Origin of the sequence: Sulfurimonas sp. (assembly GCF_023229025.1) — a bacterium.
Lineage (GTDB): Bacteria > Campylobacterota > Campylobacteria > Campylobacterales > Sulfurimonadaceae > Sulfurimonas.
In genome coordinates this window covers 23097-36165 of the sequence record NZ_JALOAA010000013.1, presented here as the reverse complement: position 1 = coordinate 36165, position 13069 = coordinate 23097, and the positions used below count along the sequence as shown (strand labels likewise).

Genomic DNA, 13069 nt, shown 5'->3' with positions numbered 1-13069 from the left:
GATTTGTATAGGAGAGGAGAGTGTGATAAAAACTAAATCGACACTCTTAGGCATACGCTTTTTCTAGCTCTAATGTTTTTTCATCAACAAGCTCAATAACTTCATAGTTTTGCGCATCTTTTAAAAGCTCTAACGTTAGCTTATGATTAAGGTCATGACTACCTGCCATCGCCTCATAATTGCCTACAAAGTTCATTCCAACAAGAGCCATATCGCCGATAGCATCTAATATTTTATGTCTTACAAATTCATCAGGAAATCTAAGCCCTTCAGGATTTAGAACCTTTTTTTCATCTAGCACAACTGCATTTTCCAATGATCCTCCAAGTGCAAGACCCTTTGAACGCAGGTATTGAACCTCATGCAAAAAGCCAAATGTTCTAGCGCGTGAAATCTCATCTTTGTAGTTTTGCTTGGTAAAGTTTAAAATATACTCCTGTTTTTGTATAACGGGATGAGGAAATTTAATGGTAAAACCATACTGCAGATCTGGCGAAGGCGAGAGTTTTACATATTTATCTCCCTCTTGTACTATTACCTCTTTTTTTATTCTCATAACTTTTTTTGGCACATCTAACTGAATAACTCCGGCTTCATCTAAGAGCATACAAAAGCTAGCACTGCTGCCATCCATCACAGGAATCTCATCAGCATCAACAACTATTCTAAGATTATCAATCCCATAAGCATATATAGCAGATAGCAAGTGCTCTATCGTAGAGACTACATAACCATCTTTACCTATAACAGTAGCCATTTTCGTATCAACAACATTCTCAGGAACAAGAGCAATAGCCACATCAACATCACTTCGATAAAATATCAAACCACTATTTGACTCAAGCGGCTCCAATCTTAACTTAACCGCAGAACCCTTGTGAAGTCCTATTCCGACAAGTTCAACACTCTTTTTTATAGTTGTTTGATACATTTTTATTCCTATTTTATTGCTTTTGATATAAATTGTACACTAAATTTACTTTTTATCTATAATACTCTTTGCGTTTTCTATTACATCGTCAATATTTAATTTTATCCAAGTAGTATCCATCCATTCAGCAGGACGGACCTCTATACCTTGAACTAAAACTCCAAAATGAAGATGATCTCCCATCGCATAACCGCTTTTGCCCGTATTTGCAATATGTGCTCCATCTTCTACCCTCTCATCAATATTTACATTTACGTTTGAGCAGTGCCCATAGAGAGTATAGAGTCCTAGCCCATGAGATATAATAGGCATATTTCCATATAAGCCGTTATATCCGCTAAAGACAACATCACCGCCGTTTTGAGGTCTTATCTCTGCCATTGCATTACTTGCTAAATCAAGCCCGAGGTGATACGACTCACTAATCTTCTCGCCTGCATAAGAGTAAAGTCTATGATCGCCAAAGCGAGCAACAACAGCAGCATTTTTAAGCGGGTACATTCTCTTTATATTAAAATCTACAACCATCTCATTTGAAACTTTTGATGCTATCTCATGAATTAAATCCTCATTTTTTACTCTTATATCTTCATTTATAATTTTAAACTGCTCTATAGAGTCTGCAACACCTTGAGTTTCAGCAAACTCCTCTGCTAATTCGGCTATTTTCCCTTTTAAGAAATTATCGCTTATCTTTATATTTGAGATTTTATAATTGATCTCTTTTAAATATAACGGAATATCTGCTCTTGAGATATTGTCGGCTCTATCTCTAGCCATAACAGTAGCCTTAAATGTTGCCTCTTTTACCGGCCATGCAAGCAGAGAAATATAGTACCCTTTTTTATAAAACGGCTGTGCTAAAAACTTTTTATCAAAGTTTGTCTGTATATACAACTCCTTTAAATTCTCATCCTCTGCTTTAAATATAACAAGCGCAGCGCCGCCCTTATTTATCTTATATGAGTTTGAAATAATGTTTAAAAGAGGTCTTTTTTTATCAATTTTTAGTTTAAACTCACTAAGAGCAATATTTCCGTTTAAAAAATTCCATTTACTTATATCTTGTGCTTCAACAACTATTTTTATCTCATCCTCGTTCATTGTGTATGCACTCTTTGGAGGCTCTACCCTGACATTGAGAGATTTTTGAGGAGTTAAGAATTGCTCATGATAAAGAAGTGTCTCTTCTGTTTTTGTAACTAATGTAACTCTGTATGATTTCAATCCACTTGTATCGTTTATTGTTATATCGAGCGGATTTTTAAGATTCCAGTATCCGTTGTTTTTCATAAAGATTATTGGAGTCTCTCTCTCAAACATCTCTGAATTATATATGTATAGACCTATACCTACTATTACTGCAAATATTCCCAATAACAGTGTTGATGACCCTTTATCTCTTCCTCTTCTCAAGCTATAACTCCTTTTTTATTAATTCTAATACTCTACTTTTTGCTTCATCCAAAGAGATAATCTCATCTATCTCAAAACCTGCTCTACCAAGGTGTCCACCGCCACCAAAGATAGAGGCAATTTTACTAACATCTATATCCAAAGAGCAGCGAATGGAGCACTTTATAGTAAAATTGCTCCTTTGCCTAAGCAGTAAAGAAACCTCTACACTCTCAAGATTTAAAGACTCAAAAAGAGGTGCCTTGCAATCTTCCCCGACTGCTCCCGTTGCTCTCATATCTTCATAACTTACGCAAAAAACAGCTACTTTTGCACTCTCATGTAAGGACATATTTTTAAACATTAAAGATTTTAATCTCAGAGCTGCTAATGAGACGCTTTTTGCAACTCTTTTGTTGCATAATTTAAAATCAGCGCCCAACTCTATTAATTCATAAATCGAAGCAAATGTCGTGCCATCGACATTTTTAGAGAGGAAAAATTCAGAGTCATCTAAGATGCCTGTATATAAAGCTGTTGCCATTTTTTTATTTATCTTTACGCCGTTTATCTTAAAAAAGTCATATATAACTGCTGTTGTACTAATAAAATCCGGTTTAACTAAGTTTATGTTGCCAAAATTTTTGTTAGTTGCATGATGATCGATATTTATAAGATCACACTCTACTAAAATGCCCATACGTTTCTCATCAGCGCAATCAAGAGAAATCGCCAAATCTGCAGATGAGGGGAATCTGCTTTTTATCTTTTCAAACCAAGGCAGAAAAGACAGCTTTTCATCTATCCTAGAAGTCTTGCAAAACCAAGAGACTTTTTTATGCTTCTGTAGTAAAAAACTGTACATGGCACTGGCACTGCCTATAGAGTCCGCATCTGGATTAATATGAGAGATAAGAACAATATGGGTAGCTTTTTCTATTTTGTCTAAAATCTTATTCAATTTTTCTATCTTTTTTTGAGAAATTGTATACTACTTCTTATTCATTTTGTAAACATACACCTCTTAAATACGCACCTTATGAGTGGTGTGTACCTGTTTTGTACCTCTTTTCTAAAAAGCCTATAACCATCTTTTCTTTGCGTGGCATGTAATGGGTATAAACGCCTAAAGTGACATCCAGACTCTTGTGTCCTAACGTAGCAGAAACCCATAAAGGCTCAATTCCATGATTTAACATAATGCTGGCAAACGTATGTCTCGTATTATGCATTGCCCTATCTTCAAGACCCAATTTTTCAATCAGCCTTTTAAAGTACTTGTAGAACAAGACATTACTTCCGTGATATGATTTCATATCGGACTGTAAAAAAACAAATGAATTTTGCAATCCCGTCTCAAGTCTCTGTGCTTCAAAGAACTTTCTTGCTTGAGGTATCATCTCAATATCCCTAGTTCCCGCTTGCGTCTTGGTAGAGTTTATCACTCCCCTAGATACGGTTTTGGTAACAGAGATGGTGTCCGTGTAAAAATCCACGTCATCCCATTTTAAAGCGAGAATTTCACCGCCACGCATACCCGTGAAAAAAGAGATGCCAAAAAAATTCCTAATGAAGCCTTGAGAATTCTCCAAAATCAAATCAATCTCATCAAGCGTGAAAGGATTTTGTTTCTTTTTAGGTTTTACAAATTTTGGAGGTCTAACCGAGACGACCGGATTCACATTTATGAGTTCGCTTAAAACTGCCAAATCAAAGGCTTCTCTTAAGAGAGTCCGTGCATTGTTAATCAATGAACGGCTATATTTTTTTGCGAGCTTATCTTGAAACTCTTTAATCTCAATAGGCTTAAACTTCTCGATTGCCTTATCCTCAAAATAAGCAGAAATTCTTCTATAAGAATTGCTATAATGCTCTATGGAACTTTTTTTTAAAGTTTCTCTTTTTTCTTGTAGTACTTTGTCAAGGAACATGAGAAGAGTCGGGCTTTTGTCTGTTTTAAATCCAAGCTCTTCATCTAACTCACCATTTCTATGTTTTGAAATGATGATATTTCTATTAATTTTAGTATCTTTCATCTTGGAACTTTTGAATTTTCCGCCGATACCAAAATACAATACACCCTCACGATTTTTGAACCGTAACTTTTTCATCTACCTTTACCTCTGTTTATCTTAAACTCGATAACGGCATCTTCTATAAACACTAATATTTTATCATTTTTTCTATTAAAGTGGTATCCGTCAATAAGCCTACCCTCTGAAATATAGTTGTTGACAGTTCTCTCCGTAACCCCTAAAAACATGGCTACACCTCGCTTAGTGCTCAACTCAGGCTTTAAGATATTTACAAGTGTTTTTAAATCTTGTACGGTTTTTAACAACTCGGGTATTAACTCCAAATTTTCAAAAGCTTTTACATTCATACTCAACCGCCTAAAAAAGAGACTCTTGATACAGAGACTTGCCTCTGCACTTTAACTCTATAAATGCTAGTTCATGTTTTTTCATAAGAGCCTTTAAATCTGAGTTAGGATCAGTCATAAGATTTTCTATCATTTTGATATATTTCTCTAGCTCTAAATCATCTAGCTCTTTTAGATTTATAGGCTCTGATATTGTTTCATAAACTACATCTAGCTCTTTTTCTATATTGGCGGATTTAGTTATCAGATATTTAGGCTCTCTGCTTTTATGATACGCTTCTAGCACTTCTTCATAAAACCGCTCATCAACTACGATATTATGGACATAAGCTTTTCTAGCTAAAGACACTTGCTCTTTCATTGCATCTTCAATAGTGTAGGAGTAGTTTTTTCTCTTTAGTCTCTCTAATGGCATATCAAGTGCTAAAAAATCTTTTAGCTCGTATGAGTCGCTAAAGTGTTTCCATAGAGGATGAATCTCTGCTTTATATCTATTTTGCGAATTGATAGAGTTCTCTGATATTGTAGATAAATCTACTAATCTGATTGCATCCATAGACTCTTTAAAGAGCTTTTGGGCATATCCCAGTAAATCATCTACCGTATCAATGTTATACATCTTTAAATGCTTCCTATGCATCTCAAACTCTATGTTAAAGATGTCATCTTGTGTGTTAAAGCCGTTATTTAAAAAATACTCATACATCAACTCACTTTTTTTAGATGTTTTTAACTCCTCTTTTTTATCATACAAACGAAGTAAAAAAGGTGCTTTTCCTATGTACAGCGTTTGAAGTCTGTACTTGGATGAAATCTCTTTTAGATGAGTCGTGTATTGACGTTTACGAGATACAAACATATCTTTTTCGAGCCATGACATATTTGACTGAACAAACATATTTAAATCAGCTCTAGTGACTGGCTTATAGCCAGTTGTTACATCTTTAAATATATCATCCGTATATCTAAGAAGTGCTTTGATGCCTAGTGTGTATATACCGACAGCGTTGAACTGCACTTGTATATCATTTAAACTTCTGTTTGTTAGACTATCTTTAAATCCAACACTTAAGAAGTTGTCTAAATTCGTAAACCAGTAGAAGCCCTGCGCCTTACCGTTAAACTCAAAAACTTGATTGCTTATTGCAATCTTTAAATCCTTATTTGAATAAGCTATTTCACGCTTTTCAAATCTTCCTTTGCTATCTTCCAACTGGTCTAATATATCTAAGAAGAAGTCGTCATATAAATCATTGGACTCATAGAAGTAGAAAAGGGTATCTATTCCGCTAATCACTTTAGGCAAATCAGCGGAAGTTATAGTTTTATCTTCCATTTTATTACCTTGAAATATGTTAAGAACCGAGTGTTACCAAGAACTCGGATATAAAGCTCATCGTTCGAGTCGCTCTTCATCTCTTGTGATTTAGGCATCACAAGCCGATGATAAGCTCCTCTCACAACGAGTTATTTAATTAGATACCGTAGTAACTACACTTTCCAATGACACCGACCTCTACTTCAACCGTTGAGCCGATTTTGTCCTTATAGAGATTTAGCTTCTCTTTTGGGATAGAGATATCCAAAAGTTCACTTTTTTTCTCTCCGTTTTTTAAAGTCACTTCTCCTAAGAGCTGCAGCTTTGGTTTACCCTGAACTACAGTTCCGTCCTCTTTTGTAAAATCTGAACTAATATAAACTCCGAAAAGTTTTGCTTTTATGACAATCATAATAAAGCCTTTGTGTTGAGTTAAACTCAATGCATTAAGTACATCTCACTTGCGTGAGTTTCAAATTTGATAACGAAAAGTTTAGAGGAAATTTTTGAAGATTATTTGCAAATAGTGACTTTATTTTTAGGGGATATTTACGAAAAAATCAATACAAGTATGGTCTTGCAAAACAACAAGCTTGATAAAGCTGATTGTCAGTTAGTGGAAGTTCTGTTATTCCAAAGTCTGGCAATATTTCATTTTTTACAAGTGAATAAAAAGCTTGTTCTAAGGAGTGAACAGATTTAGTAGTAGGTATATGTATCTCGTCATAAACTTTTAAAACATTTGGTTTTTCTTTTCTAGAGCGTATTTGCTTGATAGGTTCATTGTGAAAAACAGCATTTATAATTTCTATAATTTGGTTTTGAATATCTAGTTTTTTGATAAGTGAGAGCGGTCTTTTATAATCTTGATGGTTCTCTTTATTCGGATTATATTTTTTTGCTTCTTGATTATGCTTTTTTATATACTCTTTATACTCATCATACTTCCAATGCGTATAGTTCCAAGAAATTTGATGGGTAAAGCCTTGTATTAGTTCTAGTTCTGTAAAGTTTACTTTAGAAAATTGCTTTTGGAAGTTTTGATTATTTTTGAGGACATGATACATAGCATCTTCTGCAAATAATTCTAAAATAGGATGCTGTAAAGATTTAATTATCATAGAGCCTTTAATTTTATGGTCTTTATATGTATTTATTAATTCCTTATGCAATTGAGCTTCATTAATATCATGCTGTTTGTCAAATGCCTTAGCTTTATCTTTTTGAGCCTGAGTCTTTGAGAGATAGTTATCATAATTATATTGAGTCTCAGCACATTTAAATTGCTCTTCTTTTATGTATTTAATGCAATTAGTACTATCTATAAGATATAAAAGATTGTAAAAATATGGTTTTTCGTCATTTGTGGCAACAATCTCAACATCATATAAGTCATAAAGTTTTTTGATTATGTCAAACTCTGTTTTGGTAATTCTGTTTTTGTATCTTCTTTGGGCTTTTGCTTCAGGTAATTGAGTGTTTTTTAAATTGGTTTCGAGATTTTGTAAATATTTATCTATTGTATTTGTATAGAATGCTTGTTTTGAGATAGTGTGAGCTTGTTGATATACAACTGATAATTCAAAACTATACAACTTTCTACTTATTAAAATTTCAATAAAATATAAAATTGCTTCATAAAATTTATTAGCATTAAACATAATGTATTGTAACTAAAAACTTAATTGATTGGTAATTTAAATTTAATTGTTCTATGTATATTCTTTAGGAAAATTTTTTATAAGATATTTTTTACCTTTCTGTGTAATTGAGTATGTTGTTGGTGCTGTATAGAAAGCTTTTATGTAATCTTTGTCTTTAAGAGAAGATAAAGCTACTTCTGCGATATCATTATGTTTTGAAACTTGAGATAGTATCTCTCTCTTTGAAAGTCTTAAATCACCTTTATTCATATATAATTTTAGAATTTGAGTTTCTGCTTCATTTAATTTTTCATCTGAACTTTCATTATTTATATTTTTCTCATTTACTGGTTTTTTGTAATTGTCTAAACTTGGTATTTTTTCTTGTTCATTTAATAAAGCCTGTAAAGATGAAAGTTTGTTTCTTAATTTTTTTGTTTCTTCTTCATATTTATCTTGTAAATTTAAAAACTCTAATTGAATTTGATTAGATTCTTCGACATTAAGCAGTTTTTTGCCTTCATTTTCTTTTTTTAAATTTATTAATTTCAATTGTTCTTGTAAATTATATTTATATACGGGCTTAGCTAAAAATGGATATACATAGATATAAAATATTGTTAATAATATAGGGTACACAGCCCCATCCAATAGCATTGATAGTGAAAATGGCAATGCAAGTCCAAGAAACTCTATAGGATTATTTTTATCAAATAAAGTATTAATCAATAAAAACTTATTTTCTATCTTTTCATCTGAAAACAGTATAAAGAACATTTTATAATTCCAAAATGACCAGGAAACAATTAAGGCACCTATTAATGGACTAGACGCCCTATCGTATAAAAAAGCTTTTATTGATTTTATTATTTCTTCCATACATCCCCCTAGACTAATATAAAATTATACTGTAATTAGAAAATGTTTTTTTGCAATGCACATTGATTATTAAAATTCTGCATTTATATTATTAATATTTTCTTCCCACAGCTACTGCAAAATTTTCTGTATTCTAACTTTTTCAAATAAATTAAACCCTCTTTAGAATGATTAAAATTATTTTATATTATATTTGTATTAAAAAGTAGTTATCTTGATATAATTTTTTATTGAACTTTTTTTGCACCATTTTTGTACCTATTTTCTTCAAGAAGTTTTCAATGTGATTTTATGTTATATAAATACTTTGTTTATAGAAGTCCGTATTTATCGATGTTTCTATTGAAATATGTATGAAAAATTAACGCTTTGGGGCATTCATTTTGTAAACATATGCAAGAACTTCTGCTACAGCTGCAAATAACTCGCTTGGTATCGGCTTGTCTAACTCTACTTGAGCATACAAACTTCTTGCTAGTGGAGGGTTTTGAACTATATGCACACCGTTTTCTCTAGCAATTTTTTTAATCTGCAACGCTATATTATCCATACCTTTTGCCACGACAATAGGCGCATGTGACTTCTGCTCATCATACTTTATGGCAACTGCATAGTGAGTCGGGTTTGTTATGACAACATCTGCATTAGGGACTTCCGACATCATTCTTTTTTTTGAAGCCTGCATCTGTATCTGACGAATCTTTGCTTTAATCAAAGGATCTCCGTCCATATTTTTCATCTCATCCTTAACCTCTTGTTTACTCATCTTTAGCCCGTCAAAGTACTGTTTTCGTACAATTACGATATCTATTATTGCAAAAACAAAAATAATCAAAAGCATGACAAATGCAATAACTATGGCTTTATCTTTAAGCCATATCATCTGATCTCCCAATCCAAAAAGAGCTACGGTAGGAAGCTCAACTATAAAAAGAAAGAAAAAAACAAAACCTACGCCTAGTGTTGTGAAGGATTTAAAGGTTATCTTGATGCCTTCAATAATTTTTTTTACTGAAAAGAGATTCTTTGTCCCTTTTATAGGGTCTATCTTTTTTAAATCCGGCATAATAGCTTTTGTTGTAAAAAGAAATCCAAATTGAGCAAATGCCGCTGCAACACCTGTAATAGCAACTGCAATCGTAAGAGGCATAACGATAAGAAGAAACTCTCTAATTGTTATAATTGCAATATCAATCATTAAAGCTCTATCAAGAGGTGTTCCTAATAGCGAAAAATAATATTTTGAGAGATAGAGCATATGCGCACTCATGTATGGAAAAAGAAGCAAAAGGGCTAAAATAGCAATAAAAAGTGTCATAACCCCGGAAGCATCTTGAGATTTCGGGACATTCCCCTCTTTTCTGGCGTCCTCTATCTTTTTGGACGTGGGTTCTTCGGTTTTTTCCTGATCATCAGCCATTAATGTCTCCTAGAAGAGCGCACAAAATCTTGAAAAAGATTTTACTTTAGTAGCCACAGCGGCTTTAGCGTAGAAAAAGAGACGAGTTTCTTTTTCGTTTAAAATGATATACTCTTCGGTTTTTTCCTGATCATCAGCCATTAATATCTCCTAGAAGAGCGCACAAAATCTTGCTATATTTTCAATCTATTTTCATAGAGAGATCAATCCAGTTTGCTTGATGAATCAAGGAGCCGCTACTTATTGCATCAATCCCTGTTTTAGCATAACTCTCTATTGTCTCAAAAGATATGTTTCCACTAGCTTCAAGCTGTACATGTGAAAAGTTCTCATCTCTATATTTTACAACTTCACTAACCTCTTTTGGAGTCATGTTATCACACATAACAATGTCAGCTCCAGCTTCAAAAGCCTCTTTTGCCGTCTCAAATGTTTCGGCTTCTACTTCAATTTTTGCAGTAAAGGGTATCTTTTTTCTTGCTTTTTTTATATATGAGCTTAAATCATCAATAGTCTTAAGATGCGTATCTTTAATCATCAATGAGTCATCCAAACCCATACGGTGATTTACTGCTCCACCGCAACGTGTGGCATACTTTTCAAAAATCCTAAGTAGTGGTCTTGTCTTTCTTGTGTCTAAGAGTTTGACTCCATACGGCTCTACAATATCAACATACTTTTTAGTCAAAGTAGCAATTGAGCTTGCATGAAGAAGCATATTTAAAAGAGTTCTCTCTATCTTTAGTAGTGTATGTGAGCTTCCACTAATATTTGCTAAAACATCACCCTCTGTAAAACTCTCTGAGTCATGAACATTCCAGCTTATCTCAAAATCCTCAAGTTTTGCCAATATATTTATATACTCAACTCCCGCTACTACGCCATTACTTTTAGCGATAATTCTCGCCGTTGAAGCTACACTAGGCTCAACTAGCGCATAGAGATCTCCTCGACCCACATCTTGGTATAGTGCAGCTTTTACAAACTCCTCCATTATAGTGCCAACATTCTCTCTAGGGCTATTTTTGCCCATTTTTGAGTCTCTTCATCTACATGTATCTCATTTAGCGGTGCGCCTTCATCAATAGATTTTAGTATGTCATAGAGATCTTGAAGGGTTGTCTCATTCATAGTCGGGCACTCCGGCTTTGTCGAAGATAGAACATAGGTATTTTTTTTGCGCAGACGGTTTACTAGGTTAAACTCGGTTCCAACTGCTACTTTTTGCTCCTCCGGCAACTCTTTTATATATTTTATAATTTGTGAAGTCGAACCCACAAAGTCTGCTGCACTGCAAATTGCAGGATCGCATTCAGGATGAACGACTATCAAAATACCTGGATATTTTTTACGATAAAAGTTAATATCATCTACACCAAACAGCTGATGAACAGAGCAAAAACCGTTAAAACAGATAATATCCGCATCTGCTAAATTTGTACCGTCGCCGATAACACAAGATTTTAGCCCCATCTGATTTGCTATGTTCTGACCCAAACATCTATCCGGAACAAAGAGTATCTTTTTTCCCTCTTCAAGAGCCTTTGTTATGATTTTTTTCGCATTTGAGCTTGTGCATACCATGCCACCCATCTTTGCAACTTTAGCCTTCACTTCTGCATTGGAGTTAATATATGTGATTGGTAAAATATTTTCACTCTTTATCCCCGCTTCATTAAGAGCTTTTACCGATTTATCAAACTGCATGCCGTCAATCATGGTAGCCATAGCGCAACACGCTGCTTTTGGCATAACAACTCTCTTATTCGGCGATAAAACTTTAACACTCTGCCCCATAAATCCTACGCCGCAAAATACAACATAGTCTGATTTATCCTCTTTTGTTTTAATTGCAAGTTCAAGAGAGTCCCCCGTAATATCGCCCATCTCAAAAACTTCATCTCTCTGATAAAAATGTGCAACAACCGTTACGCTTAACTTCTTTTTATATTCATTTATTTTTTCTTTCAATTCTTCGTTTGTAAGTTTCAAAAAAAATCCTCTTTTTTAATGACGTTATTGTATCAAAAAAAAAATAATTAAAATTTTTATATCTCTATAATTATATATGAAGTACAATTGCGTAAATATCTTACTTAAGGTTTTGAATGGATTTTTTATTTAATACTAATGCTCAATTTTTTATTGCAGCCTATTTAGTAGGGGGGATTCCATTTGGTCTACTTCTGGCTAAAAAATTTGCAGGTGTTGACATAAAAACTAGCGGCTCCGGAAGTATAGGCGCTACAAATGTTTTAAGAGTCGTAAAAGAGAGCAATCCCCTTTTAGCAAAAAAACTCGGTATAGCAACACTCGCACTTGATGCCCTAAAGGGTGTTTTAGTTCTTCTTGTAGCCTATATTACAGGAGTTAGCGAAGCGACACTCTGGGGAATTGCAGTAATGGCGGTCATTGGACACTGCTTCTCCCCATATCTTGGCTTTGAAGGAGGCAAAGGTGTTGCAACCGGTATGGGAGTCATGATGTTTATGCTTCCTCTTGAGACAATAATAGCACTTGCTGTTTGGGCACTTGGAGCAAAAGTTATAAAAATTTCATCTCTCTCTTCACTTACTGCACTTGCTGCACTGATAATTGCCAGCTTTATCATTCATCCAGATATGGCTCACTCTCCGGTTCTAATAATCGGTTTTATACTTTTTTATAAACATATACCAAACATTATTCGTCTTTTTAAGGGCGAAGAAAAAAGAGTAGTATGACGATTCATATTGAAGATTTAAAATTTCAATGCATTATTGGAATTTTAGACTTTGAGAGAATAAAACCTCAAGATGTCATTGTAAATGCCGCTATTGTTTATGACGATAAAAATGGATTCATAAACTATGCAGATATTGCTCAAATTATAGAAAAAACAATGCTAGAAAATGAATTTTTTCTTATAGAAGATGCTTTAAAAGAGATAAATTTAAAGTTAATTAAAGAATATAAAGCGATAAAAAGCATAGATTTAAAAGTAACAAAACCATCAATTTTACCCCACTGCAAGGTAAGTGTAAGCAATCATTACAAAACTCAATCTTAATTATAAGTTAAAGATTTATTAAAAAAAATTAAAAACTACTTTAATTTAACC

General features: G+C 33.5%; 15 protein-coding genes. 2 read left to right on the top strand and 13 right to left on the bottom strand.

Going from position 1 to position 13069, the window contains the following annotated elements; genetic code table 11:
• Positions 1-46 precede the first annotated feature (46 nt).
• The 13 genes from lpxC to nadA all read right to left on the bottom strand — a co-directional run bounded on the left by lpxC (position 47) and on the right by nadA (position 11961).
• The gene (lpxC, locus tag M0Q20_RS04780) at positions 47-931 is read right to left on the bottom strand and encodes a UDP-3-O-acyl-N-acetylglucosamine deacetylase (RefSeq protein ID WP_295059028.1); all 885 of its coding nucleotides are present in this window, start codon (positions 929-931) and stop codon (positions 47-49) included.
• A 45-nt stretch (positions 932-976) separates the two neighbouring features.
• A complete protein-coding gene (locus M0Q20_RS04775) occupies positions 977-2347 on the bottom strand; it encodes a M23 family metallopeptidase (RefSeq protein ID WP_295059027.1) in 1371 nt (456 codons plus the stop codon).
• Position 2348: 1 nt separating this feature from the next.
• Positions 2349-3287, bottom strand: coding sequence for a DHH family phosphoesterase (locus M0Q20_RS04770; RefSeq protein WP_295059026.1), 939 nt, complete (start codon positions 3285-3287; stop codon positions 2349-2351).
• Positions 3288-3363: 76 nt separating this feature from the next.
• Positions 3364-4437, bottom strand: a complete 1074-nt coding sequence (locus M0Q20_RS04765; protein WP_295059025.1) for a site-specific integrase — start codon at positions 4435-4437, stop codon at positions 3364-3366.
• On the bottom strand, positions 4434-4709 hold the full coding sequence (locus M0Q20_RS04760; RefSeq protein WP_295059024.1) for a hypothetical protein: 276 nt from the start codon (positions 4707-4709) through the stop codon (positions 4434-4436). The genes M0Q20_RS04765 and M0Q20_RS04760 overlap by 4 nt, the downstream gene beginning before the upstream one ends.
• 10 nt (positions 4710-4719) lie before the next feature.
• A complete protein-coding gene (locus tag M0Q20_RS04755; protein ID WP_295059023.1) occupies positions 4720-6045 on the bottom strand; it encodes a hypothetical protein in 1326 nt (441 codons plus the stop codon).
• A gap of 139 nt (positions 6046-6184) precedes the next feature.
• A complete protein-coding gene (locus M0Q20_RS04750; protein ID WP_295059022.1) occupies positions 6185-6439 on the bottom strand; it encodes a hypothetical protein in 255 nt (84 codons plus the stop codon).
• Positions 6440-6587: 148 nt separating this feature from the next.
• Entirely contained in the window at positions 6588-7622 is a 1035-nt protein-coding gene (locus M0Q20_RS04745; protein WP_295059021.1) for a hypothetical protein, read from the bottom strand.
• Between the two features lie 117 nt (positions 7623-7739).
• Positions 7740-8549 carry a hypothetical protein gene (locus tag M0Q20_RS04740; RefSeq protein ID WP_295059020.1) on the bottom strand — a complete coding sequence of 270 codons (810 nt, stop codon included), beginning with the start codon at positions 8547-8549 and terminating at the stop codon, positions 7740-7742.
• Between the two features lie 361 nt (positions 8550-8910).
• Positions 8911-9969 (bottom strand): flagellar biosynthesis protein FlhB, encoded by a 1059-nt coding sequence (gene flhB, locus M0Q20_RS04735; RefSeq protein ID WP_295059019.1) that lies wholly within the window; start codon positions 9967-9969, stop codon positions 8911-8913.
• Positions 9970-9978: 9 nt separating this feature from the next.
• Positions 9979-10110 carry a hypothetical protein gene (locus M0Q20_RS04730; RefSeq protein ID WP_295059018.1) on the bottom strand — a complete coding sequence of 44 codons (132 nt, stop codon included), beginning with the start codon at positions 10108-10110 and terminating at the stop codon, positions 9979-9981.
• 40 nt (positions 10111-10150) lie between these two features.
• On the bottom strand, positions 10151-11002 hold the full coding sequence (gene nadC / locus M0Q20_RS04725) for a carboxylating nicotinate-nucleotide diphosphorylase (RefSeq protein ID WP_295059017.1): 852 nt from the start codon (positions 11000-11002) through the stop codon (positions 10151-10153).
• A complete protein-coding gene (gene nadA, locus M0Q20_RS04720; protein WP_295059016.1) occupies positions 10963-11961 on the bottom strand; it encodes a quinolinate synthase NadA in 999 nt (332 codons plus the stop codon). The genes nadC and nadA overlap by 40 nt, the downstream gene beginning before the upstream one ends.
• A 116-nt stretch (positions 11962-12077) precedes the next feature.
• Between nadA and plsY the strand changes: the two genes are divergently transcribed.
• Both plsY and M0Q20_RS04710 read left to right on the top strand, forming a co-directional pair.
• Entirely contained in the window at positions 12078-12692 is a 615-nt protein-coding gene (plsY, locus tag M0Q20_RS04715) for a glycerol-3-phosphate 1-O-acyltransferase PlsY (RefSeq protein ID WP_295059015.1), read from the top strand.
• Positions 12689-13018: a dihydroneopterin aldolase gene (locus M0Q20_RS04710; RefSeq protein WP_295059014.1), complete on the top strand. Its 330-nt coding sequence runs from the start codon at positions 12689-12691 to the stop codon at positions 13016-13018. The genes plsY and M0Q20_RS04710 overlap by 4 nt, the downstream gene beginning before the upstream one ends.
• The last annotated feature ends 51 nt before the right edge of the window (positions 13019-13069 follow it).

Bases quoted from the DNA above. Each gene is read 5' to 3' on its own strand.
- lpxC (WP_295059028.1), bottom strand. From the start codon at position 931: ATGTATCAAACAACTATAAAAAAGAGTGTTGAACTTGTCGGAATAGGA.
- M0Q20_RS04765 (WP_295059025.1), bottom strand. From the start codon at position 4,437: ATGAAAAAGTTACGGTTCAAAAATCGTGAGGGTGTATTGTATTTTGGT.
- M0Q20_RS04760 (WP_295059024.1), bottom strand. From the start codon at position 4,709: ATGAATGTAAAAGCTTTTGAAAATTTGGAGTTAATACCCGAGTTGTTA.
- M0Q20_RS04755 (WP_295059023.1), bottom strand. From the start codon at position 6,045: ATGGAAGATAAAACTATAACTTCCGCTGATTTGCCTAAAGTGATTAGC.
- M0Q20_RS04750 (WP_295059022.1), bottom strand. From the start codon at position 6,439: ATGATTGTCATAAAAGCAAAACTTTTCGGAGTTTATATTAGTTCAGAT.
- M0Q20_RS04740 (WP_295059020.1), bottom strand. From the start codon at position 8,549: ATGGAAGAAATAATAAAATCAATAAAAGCTTTTTTATACGATAGGGCG.
- flhB (WP_295059019.1), bottom strand. From the start codon at position 9,969: ATGGCTGATGATCAGGAAAAAACCGAAGAACCCACGTCCAAAAAGATA.
- M0Q20_RS04730 (WP_295059018.1), bottom strand. From the start codon at position 10,110: ATGGCTGATGATCAGGAAAAAACCGAAGAGTATATCATTTTAAACGAA.
- nadC (WP_295059017.1), bottom strand. From the start codon at position 11,002: ATGGGCAAAAATAGCCCTAGAGAGAATGTTGGCACTATAATGGAGGAG.
- plsY (WP_295059015.1), top strand. From the start codon at position 12,078: ATGGATTTTTTATTTAATACTAATGCTCAATTTTTTATTGCAGCCTAT.
- M0Q20_RS04710 (WP_295059014.1), top strand. From the start codon at position 12,689: ATGACGATTCATATTGAAGATTTAAAATTTCAATGCATTATTGGAATT.